At 47.5% G+C, this 22,203-nt stretch carries 18 protein-coding genes and 1 CRISPR repeat array; of the genes, 16 read left to right on the top strand and 2 right to left on the bottom strand.

What is annotated here, in order from left to right; all coding sequences use genetic code 11:
• Window positions 1-23 precede the first annotated feature (23 nt).
• Window positions 24-1,826 carry a sensor domain-containing diguanylate cyclase gene (locus tag JOD20_RS23200; RefSeq protein WP_204757557.1) on the top strand — a complete coding sequence of 601 codons (1,803 nt, stop codon included), beginning with the start codon at window positions 24-26 and terminating at the stop codon, window positions 1,824-1,826.
• Here JOD20_RS23200 and JOD20_RS23195 read toward each other — a convergent pair.
• Both JOD20_RS23195 and JOD20_RS23190 read right to left on the bottom strand, forming a co-directional pair.
• Window positions 1,807-3,141, bottom strand: coding sequence for a DUF2254 domain-containing protein (locus JOD20_RS23195; protein ID WP_204757556.1), 1,335 nt, complete (start codon window positions 3,139-3,141; stop codon window positions 1,807-1,809). The two genes, JOD20_RS23200 and JOD20_RS23195, sit on opposite strands and share 20 nt — an antisense overlap.
• 164 nt (window positions 3,142-3,305) lie before the next feature.
• The gene (locus JOD20_RS23190) at window positions 3,306-3,710 is read right to left on the bottom strand and encodes a DUF7793 family protein (protein ID WP_054532648.1); all 405 of its coding nucleotides are present in this window, start codon (window positions 3,708-3,710) and stop codon (window positions 3,306-3,308) included.
• Between the two features lie 118 nt (window positions 3,711-3,828).
• Here JOD20_RS23190 and JOD20_RS23185 point away from each other — a divergent pair, with 118 nt between their 5' ends.
• The 15 genes from JOD20_RS23185 (at window position 3,829) to cas4 (ending at window position 18,079) form a co-directional block, all read left to right on the top strand.
• Window positions 3,829-4,218 (top strand): pyrophosphohydrolase domain-containing protein, encoded by a 390-nt coding sequence (locus tag JOD20_RS23185; protein WP_204757555.1) that lies wholly within the window; start codon window positions 3,829-3,831, stop codon window positions 4,216-4,218.
• A 174-nt stretch (window positions 4,219-4,392) separates the two neighbouring features.
• A complete protein-coding gene (locus tag JOD20_RS23180; RefSeq protein ID WP_204757554.1) occupies window positions 4,393-6,477 on the top strand; it encodes an O-antigen ligase family protein in 2,085 nt (694 codons plus the stop codon).
• Window positions 6,474-6,818 carry a hypothetical protein gene (locus JOD20_RS23175; RefSeq protein ID WP_204757553.1) on the top strand — a complete coding sequence of 115 codons (345 nt, stop codon included), beginning with the start codon at window positions 6,474-6,476 and terminating at the stop codon, window positions 6,816-6,818. The genes JOD20_RS23180 and JOD20_RS23175 overlap by 4 nt, the downstream gene beginning before the upstream one ends.
• A 297-nt stretch (window positions 6,819-7,115) precedes the next feature.
• Window positions 7,116-7,496 carry a hypothetical protein gene (locus JOD20_RS23170; RefSeq protein WP_204757552.1) on the top strand — a complete coding sequence of 127 codons (381 nt, stop codon included), beginning with the start codon at window positions 7,116-7,118 and terminating at the stop codon, window positions 7,494-7,496.
• 240 nt (window positions 7,497-7,736) lie between these two features.
• Window positions 7,737-7,955 carry an HTH domain-containing protein gene (locus tag JOD20_RS23165; protein ID WP_204757551.1) on the top strand — a complete coding sequence of 73 codons (219 nt, stop codon included), beginning with the start codon at window positions 7,737-7,739 and terminating at the stop codon, window positions 7,953-7,955.
• Window positions 7,956-8,026: 71 nt separating this feature from the next.
• Window positions 8,027-9,028 carry a helix-turn-helix transcriptional regulator gene (locus JOD20_RS23160; protein ID WP_204757550.1) on the top strand — a complete coding sequence of 334 codons (1,002 nt, stop codon included), beginning with the start codon at window positions 8,027-8,029 and terminating at the stop codon, window positions 9,026-9,028.
• Window positions 9,029-9,224: 196 nt separating this feature from the next.
• Window positions 9,225-9,467, top strand: coding sequence for a hypothetical protein (locus JOD20_RS23155; protein WP_204757549.1), 243 nt, complete (start codon window positions 9,225-9,227; stop codon window positions 9,465-9,467).
• Between the two features lie 2 nt (window positions 9,468-9,469).
• Window positions 9,470-10,933, top strand: coding sequence for a type I-B CRISPR-associated protein Cas8b1/Cst1 (gene cas8a1, locus JOD20_RS23150; RefSeq protein WP_204757548.1), 1,464 nt, complete (start codon window positions 9,470-9,472; stop codon window positions 10,931-10,933).
• Window positions 10,934-10,979: 46 nt separating this feature from the next.
• Window positions 10,980-12,041, top strand: a complete 1,062-nt coding sequence (gene cas7i / locus JOD20_RS23145) for a type I-B CRISPR-associated protein Cas7/Cst2/DevR (protein ID WP_204757547.1) — start codon at window positions 10,980-10,982, stop codon at window positions 12,039-12,041.
• Window positions 12,042-12,051: 10 nt separating this feature from the next.
• Window positions 12,052-12,768 carry a CRISPR-associated protein Cas5 gene (gene cas5 / locus JOD20_RS23140; protein WP_204757546.1) on the top strand — a complete coding sequence of 239 codons (717 nt, stop codon included), beginning with the start codon at window positions 12,052-12,054 and terminating at the stop codon, window positions 12,766-12,768.
• Between the two features lie 5 nt (window positions 12,769-12,773).
• Window positions 12,774-15,188, top strand: coding sequence for a CRISPR-associated helicase Cas3' (gene cas3, locus JOD20_RS23135; RefSeq protein ID WP_204757545.1), 2,415 nt, complete (start codon window positions 12,774-12,776; stop codon window positions 15,186-15,188).
• A 1-nt stretch (window position 15,189) separates the two neighbouring features.
• On the top strand, window positions 15,190-16,149 hold the full coding sequence (gene cas6, locus JOD20_RS23130; protein WP_204757544.1) for a CRISPR system precrRNA processing endoribonuclease RAMP protein Cas6: 960 nt from the start codon (window positions 15,190-15,192) through the stop codon (window positions 16,147-16,149).
• An 18-nt stretch (window positions 16,150-16,167) separates the two neighbouring features.
• Entirely contained in the window at window positions 16,168-17,181 is a 1,014-nt protein-coding gene (gene cas1 / locus JOD20_RS23125; RefSeq protein ID WP_204757543.1) for a CRISPR-associated endonuclease Cas1, read from the top strand.
• A gap of 3 nt (window positions 17,182-17,184) precedes the next feature.
• The gene (gene cas2 / locus JOD20_RS23120; protein WP_204757542.1) at window positions 17,185-17,499 is read left to right on the top strand and encodes a CRISPR-associated endonuclease Cas2; all 315 of its coding nucleotides are present in this window, start codon (window positions 17,185-17,187) and stop codon (window positions 17,497-17,499) included.
• Window positions 17,489-18,079 carry a CRISPR-associated protein Cas4 gene (cas4, locus tag JOD20_RS23115; RefSeq protein WP_239584034.1) on the top strand — a complete coding sequence of 197 codons (591 nt, stop codon included), beginning with the start codon at window positions 17,489-17,491 and terminating at the stop codon, window positions 18,077-18,079. The genes cas2 and cas4 overlap by 11 nt, the downstream gene beginning before the upstream one ends.
• A gap of 293 nt (window positions 18,080-18,372) precedes the next feature.
• Window positions 18,373-22,094: a CRISPR direct-repeat array (repeat unit 37 nt; unit sequence ATTTCAATTAATCGATCCGCATAGAGGATACTGAAAC).
• Window positions 22,095-22,203: the final 109 nt, after the last annotated feature.

Genomic DNA, 22,203 nt, shown 5'->3' with positions numbered 1-22,203 from the left:
AATCATTACACTGCGTGGCAAGCATGAAGCATGCAACAACTTTAGCAGCGTTACATGCTGCATTGGCCGAAATTCATAACCCAATGCAGCATGTCGATGTGCTGAACCGATTAGTTGCCGAATTGCGTTTAGTTGACCATGAACAGGCTTGGGCGCTCAATCATCAGGCCGAGGGCTTGGCGCGCATGGCTGGCGACGATGGTAAGCCCTACACCCAAGGCTTGATCGATTGTTTTTATTGGCGCTCCAAGCTGCTCTTTAGCGAACAATCGTATCATCAGGCCTTGACCTATCTTTTTCGCGCCAGTAAATTGTGCCAGCTGACCCCGCCACGCCAGCCCGACCCGCATTGGCTCGATATTTTGGATACCAGTTTTCAATCGGCCTCGCTTGGCACCGAAGATAGCGATGCCTTTTTGGCAAGTGGCATTCATAGCGCAGCTGTACATAATGCGTTGGGTGTGTTGCTGATTGTGTTGGGCAATTATACCGAGGCGTTGCAATATTTGTTGCGCGCCAAGCGCGATGCTGTCCAATTAAATGATCAATGGTATGAAGCCTTGATTTGCAATAATCTGGGCTTTTTGCATTGCGAATTGCAAAGCCCAGAAATTGCGCTTGATGAATTGGCCCATGGCTTGCGTTTGCTCGAAGCAATGACCCAATTTCCGGCCCACCTACGCATGCGCGCCGAAATCCTCGATAATAGCGGGCGTGCCGCTTGTGCCCTGCGCCAATTTGAGCAGGCAGTTGGCTATGGCGAACAAGCGCTAGCGCTGTATCACGAAATTGATTGGCAACAAGGCCAAGCTGAGTGTCATAATAATTTGGGTTTGGCCTATGCTGGACTGGCGCAATCCAATCAAGCAATTGAGCATTTTACCTATGCCTATGAATTAGCATGTGCCTCAAATAATAGCCATGAAGCAATCGAAGCATTAATTCGCCATGGTGTGTTGCTCAATCAGATTAAGCACTATCAAAATGCCCGTGTCATTCTGGAACAAGCGCTAATTTCGATCAACCCAAGCACCAATCAACAAAAAGTCTATCGAATTCATCAAGCCTTGGCTGATACATACGAAGCTTTGGGCGATTTTAAAGCCTCATTAAAACACTATAAACACTATTATGAATTAAAAGATACGGTTTTTAACGAGCAATCGGTGCGTCGTATGCAAGTGCTGCAAACAATGTATCGTTTAGATGAAGCACGCAATCAAGCTGCACTCTATCATTTACAAAACGATGATTTACACCAGCAATTAGCCGATATTCAACAAATTAACTTGCAGTTGACCGAATGGGCCAAAACTGATTCGCTAACCGAGATTCTCAATCGGCGCGGCCTCTACGAGCAAATTGAGCAAGCACTCCAACATCAACCAGCAGAGCATCAAGGCTGGGCCTGTATTATGTTTGATATTGATTTCTTCAAAACGATTAACGACACCTATGGCCATGATAGCGGCGATGAAGTGTTGCGCGGCATTGCTCAACGAGCGCGCTTGGTGCTGCGCCATAGCGATGTATTTGGGCGCTACGGGGGCGAAGAGTTTTTGGTCTTTTTGCCGCATACCTCAATCCAAGAGGCAATCGTTATTGCCGAGCGCTTGCGCACCGCGATTGCCAACACGCCATATGTGCTCAAACAAACCGCTGTCACTGTTACGATTAGCCTTGGCATTGCTTGGACTGAGACAATTAATGAGGCTGAACGGCTGACTCAAACCGCCGATCAAGCCTTGTATCGCTCGAAGGCCGCAGGCCGCAATTGCTATACAGTCGAGCGCTTCGATCCAGCAATTAGCCAACTGTCAGTGTAATGCGTTGCGCAGCTGAAATTGCTAAAGTGTTGGCGAGGGTTTGCAAATGCTCGTTAATATAGGCCCGATCATAGGGATCACTAATTCCTTGATCGGCTCCCCGCGTGATGATGCATGCTTGCTCCCAGAGCATTGCACGACGCTCTTGGTCGTTGCTCGCTAAGGCAACTTCATTCAACAACACCAACAAGCGCGCAGTTACTGCAATTTCGCTTTTGGCATATTGCCGAATTTGGTTGATGGCAGTGCCCAACATCTGACGAAACGTAATTGTGTTTGCAACCACCCGTAGCTGATCAAATTCATCGTAGCGACATGGCGATTGCTCAGGGCGACGAATGGCCTGGGCTAGCACATCGCTCAATAAATCGATCGCATTAATGGCCGTGCTTGGGTCATTCACCGCAGGCGAAATCGCTTTAAGCGCAATATCAACCAGTTGGCGAATGCCAAACAACACATCATCAAACAACGTGCGCTCTAAGCCAAACTCAAACACATCTTGAAATTCAGCGATCGCATCGCGATCAAGCTGCCGTTGAGGGAACATGTGTAATAATGGATTCCCAGTTGGCACAAAATCGCCGACCGCACGATCCATATAAACGACAACATCGAAACGCTGGGCTAACGCCAACAATGGCACTGGATCGATCGCCTGAATATAGCCACCTTTGGGATTGTGAATTGTGGTTGAGGGTGTGCTGGGGGTTGGCGGCGCTGGGATGTGCTCCATTGCATGGCCCAAGGTTTCTGGGAAGCGTCGATCTAAAACATCGATTGTGCGTTCAGCTGCGCGGGCAATTAACACGCTGGCTTGAATTGTCTCGGCAATGTGGTGCACAAAATAGATAAAGGCCACAATACTCAAAAGCGTGAGCAGAATGCTCGTGGCAAGTGAGAGAATCGGCACAAAAATTAACGCTGCTTGATCGTTAATCTGGCCTAACACCAGCAAACTATAGATAAATGTCCCAATAAATGTGCCTAAAACATACTGCGAAGGCGTATCGCGCATCACATTACGAATAATCCGTGGCGAAAATTGCTGCGAGGCTAACACCAAGGCCACCATAATGATCGAAAACGTAACCGTTGTCACGGTCAACATCGAACTCGTGACCGATGAAAGAATCGCCCGTGCATCGTCGATTCCAGCCCGTAAAAAAAACACCCGATCAACATCGAAAACGCGATCAAACTCGACGGTGATAAAGGCCAAAATCGCTGAACCAATTGCGATCAGCGTTGGTCGAAACCATAACGATGAATCCAGCTTATGATACTGATTTTCGAGTTCACGGGTTATACGCATAACGCCTCTTGCTTGGGCAATTAATCGCCTGAAAAAACAGTAAGATGGGCTGATCGTGCACCAAATTTTCAGTTTATGCAAGTTTTGCAGCTTGCAGCATGGGTGCGATTAACCACAAAAGGGGATGCGAGCATGCCCGCATCCCCTTGCCTAACACTTTTTAATTAGTTAAGCTGATTCACCGCCCAAATTTCAGCATCGGCGGGAGTTTGAAACATTCTGGTTGGGCGGCCACTGCCACGGCTAATCGTCATATACAAGTTGCCGGTAATCCGACTTGTTGCCGATTCGACCACGATTGCTAAGCCGCGCGAGGGAAACTTCGCATCGCTATTAGTATAAATATGACGAGCTTCGCGATCGATCGCTTCTAAGGCCCGCATATCGAGAATAACCGCACTGTTTGGCCGATTGGCCAAGAGCCGTTGCATGACTGCTACATTTTCAGTCGCGTCAGCAGGCGTTTCTTGGGCTGCAGGGAGCGAGATGATCCATAAGATCCCACGTGGATCTAAGGAGAATTGCGCAGTACGGGTCTGCGCATCAATCTGGCGTGAGTACATTGTCATGCGAAAAGGCTCCGAACTAGGACTGTCATGCGAATACGACGGCAAAAACGGGGCCGTCAGTTGCAGCATTCGCTGATCACGGGTAGGATAAGCGCGGTTCATTGGTTCGAGGTTGACGATGCCAGATCATAGCGCTGCGGTGCGTGCATTTCACGAGGCGATTGGAATGGAGTTGCCAGATAGCCCTCAACTCCCATCTGTCGCTGTGCAAGTGTTGCGCCAAACATTACTTCAGGAAGAATATACCGAGCTTCAGGCGGCGCTTGCCGCTGGCGATCTCGTGGCTATTGCTCAAGAAGCCGCTGATTTACTGTATGTTACCTATGGCCTATGCCTTGCCTATGGCATCGAGCTTAATCCGGTATTTGCCGAAGTGCATCGGGCAAATTTAGCCAAAACTACAGGCCCGCGCCGTGCCGATGGCAAACAGCTAAAACCTGCCGATTGGCAGCCACCTGATGTTGCAAGCGTCTTGGTGCAACAATCCAAAGCGTCGTTTGATGTCTAGGGTTCAGCACATATGAACCGTTGCTGATCCTAGCCTATTTCGGAGCTGGCGATAACCCCTGCAAGCAGGATTAACCCGCAGGATGTTTGCTCCCACCTTAATTGGCGCGCTGCTTGCTTGGAGTGGGATAGCAGCGCCATGATGTGGTATAGAAATTTGGAAAGATAGTTGTCTATGGCTCATATGCGCCAGTTTGATCGGGTGCTGGCTTTGCTCGTCGTTGGCCTTTGTTTCTGGACGTTGCTTTTGCCAATGCCAGCCTTATCGAATGCCAATGCGCCGGCTGCCTTGGTACAATCGAGCTTAACGACGCTCAATCAGCAGGCAGAACAACGCCAAATTGCGGTTGCGGCAGCAGCAGTGCTTGATGGCGAGCGCGGTGATTTCGAGCGGCGTGGCGTGCAATTAGCCCAACTTCGCCCCGACCAACAAGCTCAAGCCCGTCAAGCCTTGGCCGATGATGTGAATTTGCTGGCTCAAGCTTCGTTGGCTGCTGAACAAGAGCGCCAAGCCTTGCAGGCCTACGATGCTGCCTTGATGGGCCAAACCCGCGATTTGGGAGCCTTGTCCGAGCAATTGCGTTCTGCCACATGGCCAATCGTCGAGCAGCTTAAATTGTATCCGCCGCCGCTTGGCACGCGAGGCGATTGGCTGGCTCCAAGCAGCGCATATTTTCAAACCCGCGCGATGACAATTAGCACAGGCACACTCGATCAAGCAACCGAAGCGGCGATTGAAGTTGGGCGGGCTAGTTATAGCCAGCGCCAATTGCGTGAACTCGACCAAACCTATCGCCAAGCGCTCGACCAATATGCGCAAACCTTGCAACAAACCAGCGCCAGCCAAACAACGCAGCGCCCATGGTGGCGTTGGGCCTTGGCCATTAGCTTGGCGTTAGGTTTGGCAGGCTTGTTGTGGTGGGTTTTGCGCCAAGTCTTGGTCGCCGATTGGCTGTTTTTAGCTGCTGGCGTGGCCTTCGCCGCGTGGTTTGGCTTACCTTGGCCGTTGGCTGGGCTTGGGTTATTGGCATTAGTTGGCCTGATTATGCTGCGCCCAAGTTTGGCCACATGCTTGCCCTTGCTGGCGATTCCGCTCTATTATCGGGCGCGCTTAGTTGGCAATCTCAGCTTTCCGCTCAACGAAACCTTGTTTGGCATTAGCTGCGTATGGCTTAGTTTGCACGTGATTTGGCGCTGGTTTCAAGGCGAGCGCCCGCAATTAAGCTGGCTCAAAGTGCGTTGGCATTGGCCAGTTATTGCGCTTGGGCTGGGCTTGCTGCTAGCCGCTGGGCTTAGTTTTAGCTCAAGCGGCTTGGTTGAACGCGCCACCGCCTTGCGCGAACTGCGCCGCACCATCGTCGAGCCAGCATTGTGGGCCTTGCTGGCGCTTGGTTTATTGGCGACTCAGCGCGTCAAGCCCCAAAGCATGCTCTGGAGCTACAGCATAATGGCGGCCTGGATCGCAGGCGATGGCTTGGTGCGCTTTGCTTTGGGCGAAGGCGTTTGGGCGACCACCGGCGTGCCGCGCTTAATCGGCCTATTGCCTAGCTCGACCGCACTCGGCGTGTATTTGGGCGCTGGTTTGGCTGGCAGCGTGGCCTTGGCCTTGAGCGCTGAATCGCTGCAACAGCGCCAAGCTGCCTGGCTGTTGAGTATTCCACTGAGCTGCGGCGTATTGTTGACCTTCACGCGCGGGGCATGGCTGGGCGTAATTGGGGCAATTGCGTTGGTGTTAGTGTTGCAACGACGTTGGCGTTTGCTGCTTAGCGCTGGTGGCGTGGCGCTTGTTGGCTTAGTGGGCTTTGGCTTGATTCAGCCCAGTTTGTTGGCGCGGGTGCTGCGGCTAGGCGAAGGCACTGGTTCAGCTCGCCAAGAAATTTGGGCTTCAGCCTGGCGCGCCGTGCAGGATCACCCGCTGCTGGGCTTTGGCTTAGATCAATTTGCTCACCTTGAGCCAAGCCGCTATGGCATTCCACAAATTCGCTTTTTGACCTTGGCCCATCCGCATAATCTGTTGCTTGATGTTTGGTTGCAACTAGGTTTATTAGGCTTGCTGGTGGTTTTGGCCATGCTTGCTTGGCAAATCTGGCGCTGGTTGCGTAGCAGCGAAGCCTTGCGCTACGTTGCGTTGGCCATGCTCGCCGATTTAATCATTCATGGCATGCTTGACCAAACTATGCTCGGCGGTGATATGATATATCTCTGGTGGAGCTTGCTCCTTATCAGTGTGTGGCGGCCAGCCGCAACGGAGGAATCATGAGCGACGGTTTCTTTACTTTGCCCTGTCGAGTTATCTTGCCTGCTGAACAACGTGAGCGGTTGGAGCGGTTGTGTCGGGCGCGTGCGATGGAAGTTAGCGATTTGGTCAGCGAATTAGTGGTGCAATATTTGGATGAAGTGCCCGATTCAGCTTTGGCCGAGCCAATTCCCGAGCCATATGCACCATCGCTGAGCGAGCAATTGCGCCAAAACGAACGCGAATTGCGCCGTTTGCGGATGCGTCAAAATCAATTGGGCGCTTCGGCTCCTGGCTGGCTCGATAATTATGTGGCCGATATTGAGCGCGAAATTGCGGCACTGCGCCAAAAGTTGGCAGGGTAGGAACAAGGGGGCAGAGATTAGGGGTCAGAGGTCAGGGTAAGATCGTCAAGTAATGTGACCCTCTCGCTCTACTCCTGATCCCTCATCCCTAACCCCTGACTGTAATGGTTCATTGGATTGACAACGAGGTGCATGCCCTCACCCCCAGCCCCTCGCCCACTGAACGCGGGCGAGGGGAGCATAGGTCTCGTGGTTCCCCCTCGCCTCGCGGGCGGGAGAGGGGTCTAGGGGGTGAGGGGATCAAAACGTGGTTAACCTGATGAACTATTACACCTGACCCCTAGAAAAGGACTTTCAATGAACATCTTATATCTCTTGCACGATCGGCTGCAAATTGCCTTTATGCTCTTTATGATCATTATTGGTATTTGGGGTTGTTTTATCTTTTTTACTGGGCGCTCGATAACTGGTGATTTTTGGGGTGCGTTGGTGATTGGCGAAGGCTTGGTGATTGTTGAGGCAATTGTCGGGATTTTGCTCTACATTGGTGGCGCTCGCCCGCAGCGTGATCTGTTTCATATTTTGTATGCAGCAGTCGCGGTTATTTCGATTCCGGCCACCTTTGCCTTCACCCGTGGCCGCGATAATCGCTTTGAAGCATTAATCTATGGCTTGCTCGGCTTCTTTTTGATGGGAATTGCCTTGCGCACCCGCACCACCGCCTTGTTGGCCCTCTAAACTACCGCCAACCAACGACAATTGCCTCAGTGCTCCGCTAAATGATTTAGTGGAGCACCCGTGTTTTAGGCCAACGCGTGAAACTGAGCGGCCAAATTCATAGATTCCTCGCCTGTTCAGCCTCAATTAATTTAAAATCACGAGCATTTTAGCAACATTCTGCTCAAAAATTGTAGCGTTAGTTACTACAACCGCAGTTTAACCTATGCCTAAACAATTCAATTAGCATAGGAGCCGCTTATGTTTGGCAACAAAAAGGCAAAACAAGAACGTCACGCTAAAATTGTTGAACTGGTACGTCAAGCCGATCCTGATGGCGTAACTCCCGCTGAACTTGCCAAATTACTTGATGTGCCCAACTCCACAATCCTCCGCGATTTACCAGAGATTGAGAAAAAAGTGAAGTTTGATGAATTTAACAACCGATTAAGAATCGCTACATTAGATTACTGGGATTAAATTTTGCAATATTTTGCGCTACACTATGCTATATTTGGTATACAAAAGCTGCCTAGTGTGAGGTTGGCCTCATGAGCGATGATCGCCTACGAGCAAGAGCTGCCCGCTTATATGGAATTGCCCGCTACCTCTATGAATGTGGCAACCAAGGTGCAAAGGTCATTGAGATTGCTGAACACTTTGATATTCATCGAACCCAAATTTACAAAGATTTGAAGTTTATGGAACAAGAAGGTGAACCGATTTATCAAGCTGGCTCGCGCTGGTATTTGGATCGCGATCGCTATATTCATCGCTTACCAATTAATTTACGCGAAGCATTAGCATTTTATCTAGCTGCAAGGTTACTTTCTAAACAAAGCGATAAACATAATCCCTATGTTGTTTCTGCTTTAGATAAACTTGGCAGTGCTTTGGCCAATAATCATCGCAATATTGGTTTACATATTCAACAGGCAGCGAATGTTGTCCGCCAGCGCCCAGCAGATGCTGGGTTTACGAAAATTTTTGAAACCTTTGCCCGAGCTTGGGCTGATCAATGCAGAGTCGAGGTAACCTATCTCTCAGCTAAATCCAAATATAGCAATTGGGAGCAGCGGACTATCTCACCTTACTATTTAGAAGTATCGGGCATTGGCTACTCAACCTATGTAATTGGCCACGATAGTAAGTCGAATGCGATTCGCACTTTCAAGCTTGAACGGATTGCTACAGCTAATTTACGGGTATTCGATACGTTTGAAATTCCCGTGTCATTTGATCCACAAGAGCGGCTTGGCAATGCTTGGGGCATTATCTGGCCTGCTGAAGGCGAAGATCCGGTTGATGTACGTTTGCTTTTTTCACCAGCCGTTGCCCATCGGGTCAAAGAAACAATTTGGCATCCCAGCCAAGTTATTGAAGATTTGCCCAATGGTGGTTGTCGCTATGGGGTGCGGGTTGGGAGCACCTTGGAAATGCGGCCATGGGTGCGAGGTTGGGGCCGCGATGTTGCAGTTGAATGGCCGCTGGCATTTCGCCAGGAGATGGTCGACGAATTACAAGCAGCCTTAGAGTTGTATACGGACGAGTAGCACTCAGAAAAGTATCCTCAACGGATCGATGGTGATTGTAAATAATCCTACGATAGTTTCAGTACGCTCAGCGCGTCACTAGTTAGGATGAGTATATAGGAAATTCATAAGTTTGACAAATTTTGTTGATTTAAATTATCCTACGATAAGGCTGAAAGTGTGGTAAAATGCTTTCAACGCTTACTTTGGAGGGTATATGAAGCCACAACCGCTAGCTGTTTTGAAAGACTTGGAACAAGGTCGGATTGGTCTACGCTTTGAAAAGATCGGGCAGAAAGGTCAATTTGAGCAATTATTGAAACTCTTCCGTCAAGCTTTTCCATTGGCGACTGGTCATTGGATTGGCGCTATCTATTGGTTAGTTCTTCAGGAATCGCAAATTCCATTCATCTATGGATTTGCTAACCAATATGGATTGAAAGTTCAAAAGGAGGTTTAACCATGCTTAAGGAAACTGGGCATCCGCTGGTAGATGTTGGTTTTGCCACGATTGCCGCCCACGTCAATAAAAATAGCATCACGGCGGTTACTGCCGATGATCTTGAAACCGTGGCGGCCTATCTTGAGGCTGAGTTTGTGGTAAATCCTTTGCGCTCGTTTCTCACCGTTGCATTTACCAGCAATGCCTGGTTTATCCAAGATGCTTACAACCCCGATAAGCCGCAATTGACTGACGAACAGCGGGCAACTCGCCGCGCAACCCGCAAAAAATTGGCCGATGCTCACTTGCGCCAATGGCAACAACCAAGCACCAGCGAGCACCGTTGTGTTTTTACTGGCGAGCCAGCGGTTGCAGAGGTTTTATCAAATACATTAACTGTTGGCCGAGCAGCACGGGCGCAAATTCCCTTATTGCAAGGGGATGATACGATCAACTTTTTTCCCAATGGTAATGCTGGGTTGCCAGTTTCGGGCATCGCCTTATTGGCCTTACAAGCCTTCCCACTGGGGAGCGCCAAAGCCGGCAATGGCATTCTGGTAGTGCACTCGGCTAACCCACGCCTAACCTTAAATTTTGCTAAAACCTTTTATCAGCGGAACAAGCTCAAGATTGGGCACGCGCATATTGCCGGCGATGATCGGATTCCAGGCGAAGTGCGCTCTCCAAAAACCTTATTAATTGAGACACTGTTTGAAATTCAAGCCGAACGCGAAAATTACGTTGATGATGACCAAATTACCAGTATTGTAGCCTACAACCTGAACAATGGTAAAACACCAAGTCTAGCAATTTATGAGCTACCACATGAAACTATTCATTTTATGATCAAAGCTAAAGGCCATTCCCCAAAGCAATGGAATCAATTAGTCCATAGCTCGTGGGAGCAAAGCGCTGGTAAAAAATCAAATAATGATTTTGTGCCACGCCGTAATTATTTTTATGAAGATATGTTTGATCTACCTAACAATGCCAAATACTTTATACGTAGATATTTTCTCAAAATGCCATATTTGACTAGGATTGATGATGATATTCAATCACGCTATTACTTGCATGATACCTATCATTTGATCGATTTTCCGGTGGTTGAGCTTTTTCTAAGGGAGGTTTTTCTGATGGATGATCTGCGGATCGAACGGATTAAGCAATTTGGTGATAAATTGGCCAATTATATTCGTGCTGAAAACGGTAAACGCTTTTTTCGGACATTTGCTGGTGAATCTGATTATACTAATTTTCGTCAAGGATTGATTAAATCTAATGAAGATTATGTGCGCGTAACTAAAGAGCCATTATTTACGATTGATGAATATGTAGATGTGTTTGAACGCCAATACAGTGATAAACACCATGATTGGCGCTTATCACGCGATCTGGTACTAATTCGCATAATCGAACAATTAAAGGATTGGTTGGGACAGAATCCAGATGCACTGCCTGAACGACCTGAACCAAAACATTAATAGTCGAAATTAATCACGATTTATACTAATTTAGGAGGATTGTACAATGGCCTTTGTTACGGGATTACTCTTGATCGATGCCTCAGCATCAGCATTAAATAATCTTGGTGGTATTGAAAAAGAACGTGATGCTAATACCGTTGGAGTCAAACATATTCAGGTTTATGGTGATGGCGATTACCCCTACGTTTCTGCCCAAGCTTTCCGCTATTGGCTGCGTACGACTTTGGAGGATCGTTTTCCTGTTTGGGTTGCTTCTCCAATATATCGTGAAGATAAAATTGCCTATACTGATGCCAACCCTATGAAATGGTGGGATGACGATTTGTTTGGCTACATGCGTGCGCCATCCAAAAAAGAATCAGCAAAACCTAAGCGTGACTTAAATCAAGCGACTGAAACAACCGACACGATCACTAGGGTTTCACCATTTCGGGTTGGAACGTTGGTAGCAATGAAATCAGTCAAAATTGTGAAAGATTTTGGTACGATGTCGCGCCACGAAGGTGATCCAGTTCCCCATGTCCATCAATTTTATCGTGCAACCTTGAAGGGCTTATGGTCGCTTGATTTGCGGGCTGCTGGCACTTTTTCCTACCGCAACAAAACTGGTTTCCGCAACCTCGATTCGGTGCGCGAAGGGCTGGCCAAACAGCAACAACTTGAACACCTTGAGCAAGCCAAAGCCTATCGTTTGCCTTTAGAAGTACGCCAACAGCGGGTTAAAACCCTGTTTGAAGGCATGGCGCATCTCGAAGGTGGAGCCAAGCAAACCTTGCACTACACCGATGTCGCGCCAGTCTTGACGATTTTTGCAGTCACCAAGGGCGGTAATCATATTTTCAATCATGTTGTGACCACAACCGATCGGGGCAAGCCAACGATCAATACAGCTGCGCTTGATGAAGCCTTGCGCGTATTTGCCGATGAACTGCTTTCGCCGGTATATGTGGGCTGGGTGCGCGGCTACAACGATCAAGAACGCCAAGCCTTTGAAAGCTATCTTGCCAACTCGTCTGCGCCGATTCAATTAAGTCATCCTCGCGAAGCCTTCTTGAACTTTGCCGAAAGCATTTTGGTCGCCGAAAACCATCACTGGATGGAATAGGAGCAGATTGATGGATGTTTTGAAAATTGTGGCGGAGGGCGTAGTTACGTCCTTCCGCTACCCCCACTTTGCATTAAGCGTGCAGCCAAGTTTTACTATGCCGCCGCCCGCAACAATTTATGGCCATATTTGCTCAGCAGTTGGTGATTGGATTGACCCCAGCGGAATTCAATTTGCCTACCATTTTACCTATGCTGGCGAGGCTGAAGATTTAGAGCATATTCATGTGCTTTCGGCTTCATCGGGCAAATTGCCCCAAACCAACTACCCGAAGGTGCTTGAAGGCAATGTGAATCCCTTTCAGCGTAAAATTCTGTTTCAACCACGCCTAACCTTGTATCTCAACCGCGTTGATCTGCTCGCTGCGTTTAAAAGCCCCCACTACGCCGTCGTTTTAGGCCGTTCGCAAGATTTATTTAGTTATCGGTCGGTAACAACGGTCACATTAGAACCGCGCGATCAGATTTATCTTGAACATACATTGCTGCCGTTTGAGATGGCGACTCGGATTCCAAGTGGCCTTGTCACATTAATGCCTCGCATGTTGGATTACTACAATGATCGGCAGCCAATCTGGGAGCGCTATGTCACATTGAATCGGCGAATTTATTCAAACCATGCCAACTTTCTCCACTTCGAGCACGATCATTATCTAGCTGATCCTGAGGAAGTTACCGCCAATGGCTTTGCGCGTGGGTTGATTTTTCATTCATTTCTAGGAGGCTAGGTTAAATGAGTGATGGTTTTGTTGAGCCAGACTTCCTCATGCCCATTTTGGCCAAAAGTGCTGATCGTAGCGAGCATAATATTCCCGAAACGCTGGCCCGTCATACCTGGTTGGTGGTGAAAAAAGTTGCCGAATTGGCAAAAAATCGGCCAGATTTAACCGTTGTGGCCAATACAGCAGATCTTTGGCATCTGCTGTATTGGGGCTGCTTTCTGCATGATTTTGGCAAAGCCACTGGTGGCTTTCAACAACAATTGCAGGGTGTTTCGTGGAATGGTCATCGCCATGAAGTAATCTCATTAGCATTTTTAGATTGGATTGCTGCTAATTTTCCGAAACATGAACAAGCATGGTTGGCTGCGGCCATTGCCTCGCATCATCGCGATCGTGGCGTTATTCAAGAAAAATATCTGATTGATAGTGTGCTCGCTGATGCTTGGTCGACATTTGATCGTGCCAATGTGCCGTTGATGTGGCGCTGGCTGAGCGAATATGCCAACCAGTGGATTAGGGTGTTGGGGCTTGAGTCGTTTGGGGTTAGGCCTTTGCAATTTCCCAATTCAGAACAGGCAATTCAGCAGGTTCAAACTGATGCATGTAGCCGCATTCGCTATTGGTTACGCCAATATTATCGATTAAAACAAGTTTTCGATGATCAGCCTGAGCATGCGCCGGTTCCACTGCTAATTTTGCTGCGCGGCTTGACAACCACTGCCGATCATATGGCATCAGCGCATTTAACAAGCATTCCCTCGCCGCTGCAAGAAAGCTGGCAAGCCTTGGCCAAACGGATTCTGCGCGGCGACCAACAAGTTTATAGCCATCAGCACCACAGTGCTCAAGCCCATGGAGCATCATGTTTGCTGATTGCGCCAACTGGAAGCGGCAAGACCGAAGCTGCATTGTATTGGGCTTTGGGTGAGGGCCAGCAATTAATTCCGCGTATTTTCTATGCCTTGCCTTTCCAAGCGAGTATGAATGCTATGTTTGACCGTTTACGTCAGCCAGATAAAGGCTTTGGCGAACAAGCGGTAGGTCTTCAACACGGTCGAGCTTTGCAGGTTTTATATCTACGCTTGCTAGAGAGTGAAAATGGGCTTGATTCACGCACAGCTGCCGAGCGAGAACGCTGGGAACGGAATATTAATAGTTTACATGCGCGACCGCTAAAGGTATTCAGTCCCTATCAAATGCTTAAAGCTTTATTTCAAATTAAGGGCTTTGAGGCGATATTGAGCGACTATGCCCAAGCGCGGTTTATTTTCGATGAAATTCATGCCTACGAGCCACAACGCCTTGCCTTGATTATTTGTTTAATTAATTATTTATCCAAGCATTTTGCGGCAACTTTTTTTGTGATGTCAGCGACATTCCCTAAAATCATTCGCGAGAAGCTATCAACAGCCTTGGGTCAGCCTCAAATTATTCAAGCATCAGAAGATTTATTTCGAGCCTTTGCTCGTCATCGTTTGCAATTACTTGATGGCGAATTGACTTCATCCAGCAGTATTGAGCAGATTATTCACGATTTCAAAGCTGGCAAGCAAGTCTTGGTCTGTGCTAATACAGTTCGACGTGCTCAAACAATTTTAGCACTCTTGAATGAAGCTGGAATCGAAAAAGTAGATCTTTTATTAATTCATAGTCGGTTTACGATAAAAGATCGTAGTGCACTCGAACAAATAATTATGCAACGCTGTCAATTAGGCTTAGCCCAACCTGAACCATTTATTTTGATTGCAACCCAAGTAATCGAAGTCAGCTTAAATATTGATCTTGATACGTTGTATAGTGATCCAGCACCACTTGAGGCGCTTTTACAACGCTTTGGGCGGGTAAATCGGTCGCGCAGCAAGGGCATTGTTCCTGTGCATGTGTTTTGCGAACCGCGTGATGGCCAAGGCGTATATGGCCGCAATAAAGATCCGAATCATCAGGGCCGGATCATTCAAGTTACACTCGACGAGTTGGAAAAACATAACGGTACAGTTATCGACGAATCGCTGATTGATCAATGGCTTGATAATATTTATGCAGATTCGATTATTGCTGAGCAATGGCAGGCCGAATATCAAAAAACCTATAATAATGCTCAATCGATTGCCGATAATTTACGCCCTTTTGAAAGCGATAAAACAACTGAAGATGAATTTGATCAGCTTTTCGATAATGTTGATGTTATTCCCCAAGCACTTGTTGCAACCTACCTTGATTTATTGAATAAGCACGACTATGTTGAATCTAGTCGTTATTTTGTTGGCATCAGTAAACAAAAATATGCCCAATTCAAACAAAATGGTTTAATTCTCGCCTTAGAAGATGCAGCATTAAAACATCCACGTTGGATTATTAATTTGCCTTATAGTAGTGAAAGTGGTTTGTCATTTGAGCAAGCCCCACTTAATGATGATTGGAGTTAATATGACCTTTAGCGTGCATCATATTCGCGTTCAAGCTAAGGCGATTGCGCCGCTTCAGTTGCACGTGCATACTGGGGCGGCGTTGCGCGGCGCGTTTTTTAATGCGCTCTGGGAGCGCTTTTGTACTAATCATGCAGCCAAAACTTGTGCTGAATGCCCGTTATTGCAGGCTTGTCCGGTGAGCAGTTTAATGGCTCCGCATCGCGATGATTCGCCACGTGGTAATGACATTCCGCGGCCATTTGCGATTCGGCCACCGCTCCATCATGCTGGTTCGTTCGCCCCCGATGAACAATTTGCCTGGGGCCTGACCTTGATTGGCCAATCAACCAAGCTTTTTCCCTATGTGGCGATGGCTTTACATATGATGGGCCAGAATGGGCTTGGCAAACGGGTTGCCGCCAACGATTGGGAACGCGGGCGGTTTGTCGTCGAGCAGGTTGACGCTGTGCAATTGCTGCACGATCAGACCCAGCTTATTCAAGCTGCTGGAAGCCAACGGATTCAAACGCCCAACTTGCCAATGACGTGGGTCGATGCTGAACAAATTGCGCAAACGCTCTCAAACGCGACCATCAGGCTGCATTTTATGACTCCACTGCGCATTATCGAGCAAAAAATTCTGCTCAAAGTGCCCCTGTTACGGCCAATTGTTCAACGCCTGACCGAGCGCCACGATGGCCTCGCGCGCGAGCATGGCAGCGAACCATTTTCCTACGAACAACGGCAGGCCTTTCTCGGCGCAGCAGCTGCGATTAAGCTCGTCCAAAACGATACGCACTGGGTCGATCTTGATAGTTATTCAGCACGTCAGCGCCGTAAAACCCCGATTGGCGGTCTCGTTGGTAGTGCCGAGTATAGCGGCGATCTGGCGTTGCTCTTGCCGCTGTTGGTCTGGGGCAGCGTCATTCAAGTTGGCAAAGATACCACCAAAGGCAATGGCGTTTATCGAATTTCATAACCAATCTTGGAGCATACGATGGAATTAATTGTCCATGAACGGGGCACATTTATTCAAAAACATCAAGGCCGCTTGCGTGTTATGCGCGAAAAAGAACGCTTGGCCGAAGTTCCATTGCTGATTCTCGATCAAGTAATTATTGAATCGTATGGAGTTGGCATTTCATCCGATGCTGTGCGGGCTTGTGCTGAACACGGAATTCCGATTCATTTTTTGAGTAGCACTGGCACTGCCTATGCCTCACTCTACAGCGCTGGATTAACTGGCACCGTCCAAACCCGCCGTGCCCAACTCCAAGCCTTTGAAAATGCGCGTGGAGCGTGGCTGGCTCGGGCTTTCGTCTGTGGCAAATTAGAAAATCAACATAATTTGCTGCGCATGATGGCCAAATATCGTAAAACTGCTGACCCCGCTTGTTTTGAACGGGTTCAGCCGATTATTGCTGAAATGCGTGACCATATTATTGAGGCCGAGCGCGTGCTCCCTGAGCAGCTTGAGCACATTCGACCGATGCTCTTGAGCATCGAGGGCCGTGGTGCTGCGCGCTATTGGCTGGGAGTACGCGAATTATTGTTGTGTGATCTCGATTGGCCTGGGCGCGAAACCCAAGGTGCACGCGATCCGCTGAATAGTGCCTTGAATTATGGCTATGGCATTTTGTATAGCCAAATTGAACGCTGCTTGGTTTTGGCGGGGCTTGATCCATATGGCGGTTTTATGCACACTGATCGGCCAGGCAAGCCCTCATTAGTGCTCGATTTAATTGAAGAATTTCGCCAAACCGTGGTTGATCGTACCATTTTGGGCTTGGTGAATCGCAAAATGACGATTGAGCAAGATGAAACTGGCCGATTAAGCGAACATACCCGTGAGATGATTCGCGAGCGCTTATTTAAACGCCTCGAAGCCAGCGAACCCTATGAGGCAAAACGGGTCAGTTTACGGGTGATTATGCAATCGCAGGCTCGCCATCTGGCAACCTTTGTGCGTGGCGATCGCGAAACCTACACGCCTTTTATTGCAGCGTGGTAGCCCATGCGAACCTTACTAATCTACGATATTGTGGATGATCGGATTCGCACAAAAGTCGCCGATTTATGCCTTGATTATGCGTTGCAACGGATTCAATATAGCGCTTTTATGGGCGATATTCCACGCACGCTGAGCGAAGAATTATGGCTCAAAATTAGCAAATTAGTCAGCAATCAAGAACATTCGATTGAACTGATTCCAATTTGTGCCAAAGATTGGGTTGAGCGCCGCAGTTCATCAGGCAAGCCCAAACCAGCCGCACCAGTTGCCGACGACGACGATGGCTGGGGCGCAAGGAGCAATGATGATGACGGATGAAGCAGGCTATTTTCTCGAAGTTACCGACATTAAACAGTATCGAATCTGCCCGAGAGTGGTGTTTTATCGCTATTGTTTGCCGCGAGTTCGGCCAATAACTGGCAAAATGGCGCTTGGCATCGAGCGTCATCGCGAAGAAATTGGCCGCGAAGAACGGCGCTCGTTAAGGACTTATGGTTTGACGAGTGGCGAGCGTCAGTTCGATATCTTGCTGCGCTCAACACGCTATCGATTGGTTGGAATGCTCGATTTAATCATCATTACAGAAAATGAATGTATTCCCGTTGAATACAAGCTCTCGGAACGCATGCCTGGCAGCCATGTCAAAGCTCAATTAGCTGCCTATGCGTTGCTGCTGACCGAACAATTGCAAAAGCCAGTTCGGCGTGGATTTAGCTACCTCTTGCCATTGCGTAAGGCAGTTGAAATTCCGTTGGGCCAACGGCTGCTGAATGATGTGGAGCGGAGCATTGAGCAAATCCATCAGCTGATTGCCCATGAAACGATGCCAGCAGCGCCCAAGCAACAAGCAATTTGCGTAAATTGTGAATTTCGCCGCTTCTGCAACGATGTGCTTTAGTTTTTTTTGACCAGCGCAGCGCCGAATTCGCAACTCGATTAATTGAGGGCTGATTTTTGGCTAATGTGGGAGGATTGATCGAGTTAGGATGTGGATATAGCTGATTGCAAAGCCCTAGCTTTGTTTCGCAACTCCCCCCATTTTTCGCCCAAAATTCGAGTTGCGAAACAGCCCTAGAATCGAGTATGATACCGTGAGCATGAAGCTTCAACCGAGACGCTACACTTGACGCTGCGGCGTAGAATGCGGCATCCGCAGGATTTACCTAGGCGCAAGCGCGTAACAAATCGGCGATTTCAATTAATCGATCCGCATAGAGGATACTGAAACCCGAATATTGAATGCTGCCCAGCAGGGCCAAGCATATTTCAATTAATCGATCCGCATAGAGGATACTGAAACATTTTGAGCCAGCGGAATGATTGCCAGCGTTCATATTTCAATTAATCGATCCGCATAGAGGATACTGAAACTTACCTTTGGGCTTTTAACTCCACAATCGAATAAAATTTCAATTAATCGATCCGCATAGAGGATACTGAAACTGAAATTATTTCACCCCCATTTTTAGGCTTTTTCATTTCAATTAATCGATCCGCATAGAGGATACTGAAACATTAAGTCCATCATCTATCAAGATACTGGAATATTTCAATTAATCGATCCGCATAGAGGATACTGAAACGGGCGTTTGTGGCTCATGGTGTTGCCTCACTTTCCTATTTCAATTAATCGATCCGCATAGAGGATACTGAAACTGCAACCACCGGATATCGCCAGGATGTACTGGTTTTAATTTCAATTAATCGATCCGCATAGAGGATACTGAAACAGGGCAAGGGCGCAAGCTTCGCCAAAAGCATCGATTTCAATTAATCGATCCGCATAGAGGATACTGAAACCGCGCCTCTATCGTCTCTACGCGGCAAACAACGAAATTTCAATTAATCGATCCGCATAGAGGATACTGAAACGTTATCGGCGGCTACGAAGTCTATTACAACGGCAAATTTCAATTAATCGATCCGCATAGAGGATACTGAAACGTTCTTTTGAGTGTGTACCGCTGCGATAAAAAACTTATTTCAATTAATCGATCCGCATAGAGGATACTGAAACACAGATAGTATACCACAGATAAAAAGACGATCGTATGATTTCAATTAATCGATCCGCATAGAGGATACTGAAACACTGCACCACTTGCCCAACGGCAGCAAGGCTGGATTTCAATTAATCGATCCGCATAGAGGATACTGAAACGTACCGTAACCAGTCGAAGCCCAAGCCCAAGCAGATTTCAATTAATCGATCCGCATAGAGGATACTGAAACAGTACAACCGAACACGCTCGCGTTTGATGTCGTCTGATTTCAATTAATCGATCCGCATAGAGGATACTGAAACACCGTCAACGAGGCAACCCCGATGCACGCCGGAATGAATTTCAATTAATCGATCCGCATAGAGGATACTGAAACACCAACACGGACGATTGTAATCGCGTCAAGTAGTGATTTCAATTAATCGATCCGCATAGAGGATACTGAAACGCGCGAAGGCGGGCCATGATTATGGTCGAGCTATATATTTCAATTAATCGATCCGCATAGAGGATACTGAAACTGCTCGGTCAAGGTTGCCAGTATCATCGCAAAGCTATTTCAATTAATCGATCCGCATAGAGGATACTGAAACGATCAATGGGTTGTTTAATCGGGCGTGCGATCTGAATTTCAATTAATCGATCCGCATAGAGGATACTGAAACACAAGAAACGATTCCTGCACTTCCTGAGGAAGCCGGATTTCAATTAATCGATCCGCATAGAGGATACTGAAACTGCACTAACATCGCGCGCTGCATTCCCTTTTGTAAATTTCAATTAATCGATCCGCATAGAGGATACTGAAACAGCGTTGCCAGATACATTTCAAAATGGGAGCGGAAATTTCAATTAATCGATCCGCATAGAGGATACTGAAACTTGACGTAAACTTTGCGGACGTTCGGCCATTAATTAATTTCAATTAATCGATCCGCATAGAGGATACTGAAACAGTCGAAACCAGCAGGGTCGTTCTTGTTTGCGTCAATATTTCAATTAATCGATCCGCATAGAGGATACTGAAACTTGCCTGCGGCTTCCACATCGGCAGCAAGGCCGGTCATATTTCAATTAATCGATCCGCATAGAGGATACTGAAACATTTTGACCAATTCATCAAACGTCAAGGCGCAACGCATTTCAATTAATCGATCCGCATAGAGGATACTGAAACTCAGCTACATGGCAGCGGTCTACGGCTGGTTTATATTTCAATTAATCGATCCGCATAGAGGATACTGAAACAGGCAAGACCGCCAAACGCAACCGCCGCTATAACGATTTCAATTAATCGATCCGCATAGAGGATACTGAAACCTAGGGTCAAAGCTACTGAACGTGGCGCGGCCAAGGATTTCAATTAATCGATCCGCATAGAGGATACTGAAACTTGCGAACGTGTGCCATGGGTTGCCTCACTTTCCGAATTTCAATTAATCGATCCGCATAGAGGATACTGAAACAACTGGTACAAAGTGGTTTGCTAACGATTTTGGCGATTTCAATTAATCGATCCGCATAGAGGATACTGAAACTAGCCACGTCGATCAAGAGCGCTGAAGCTGAAATTTCAATTAATCGATCCGCATAGAGGATACTGAAACACGCGTTGACCACGATGGATTCAGCCTGTTGCGCGATAATTTCAATTAATCGATCCGCATAGAGGATACTGAAACACGGTCATGTTGACGCAAACAAGAACGACCCCGCATTTCAATTAATCGATCCGCATAGAGGATACTGAAACACCAAAACCATACTATAACGAGTACTACACAATATTTCAATTAATCGATCCGCATAGAGGATACTGAAACTGATTCATATTCCACGCTCGTGATCACGCCTTGCATATTTCAATTAATCGATCCGCATAGAGGATACTGAAACATGACTTAGCGATTGAAGAGGTGCAATAAATGAACTATTTCAATTAATCGATCCGCATAGAGGATACTGAAACTAAGTGACCAAGCCAACTAACCTACAGGAGCTACGAATTTCAATTAATCGATCCGCATAGAGGATACTGAAACTTTTTCTCCTAACAGGTGGTTGCTTTCGATGTGTATTTCAATTAATCGATCCGCATAGAGGATACTGAAACGTTAATCGTCAAAAGCCTTGTTCGACACCTCGCCCTCATTTCAATTAATCGATCCGCATAGAGGATACTGAAACTTGCAATCAGGGCAATCATTGTTGATTTGGGGCAACATTTCAATTAATCGATCCGCATAGAGGATACTGAAACAGCCCACGCCGCGCTACCTGAAAACGAAGGCACGTATTTCAATTAATCGATCCGCAGAGAGGATACTGAAACGATCTGATCGAGCAAGGGCTTGAAAAAATTGAGATTCCAATTAATCGATCCGCAGAGAGGATACTGAAACGCAGTTGCAGGCGGTCTAATCATCGGCGGCGCGTTATTCCAATTAATCGATCCGCAGAGAGGATACTGAAACGTGCCATGCCGTTGATCGACATCATCGTGCCATCGGATTCCAATTAATCGATCCGCAGAGAGGATACTGAAACACTTAGGCAGTTCAGCCCAGAGGCTTTGGTGAATATTCCAATTAATCGATCCGCAGAGAGGATACTGAAACAGCCTTGAGCGCATGCGCTGGTGTCCTCGCTGTGGCCATTCCAATTAATCGATCCGCAGAGAGGATACTGAAACACTCCCGATTGTCTTACAGCCGAAGAAAAAAGGCATTCCAATTAATCGATCCGCAGAGAGGATACTGAAACTTGATACCATCATCGCGCAGCGTCCACGTTTGCGGCATTCCAATTAATCGATCCGCAGAGAGGATACTGAAACGTGCGATTGACCACAATCTGGTAGGCAATGCCAGCAAATTCCAATTAATCGATCCGCAGAGAGGATACTGAAACCAACGAGCGCAGTCCGGAACGTGTCAATATTTTTGAGACGGGTGACGATCAGGAATTCCGTTTCAGCCGCGCCGGGTCGTCGGCCTGCGCAGCCACACTGAGTGGCGGG

This window comes from Herpetosiphon giganteus (genome assembly GCF_016907925.1).
In the GTDB taxonomy this organism is placed as follows: Bacteria; Chloroflexota; Chloroflexia; order Chloroflexales; family Herpetosiphonaceae; genus Herpetosiphon; species Herpetosiphon giganteus.
Note: the sequence above shows the minus strand (reverse complement) of the source record. Positions and strands in the feature narration are given on the sequence as shown.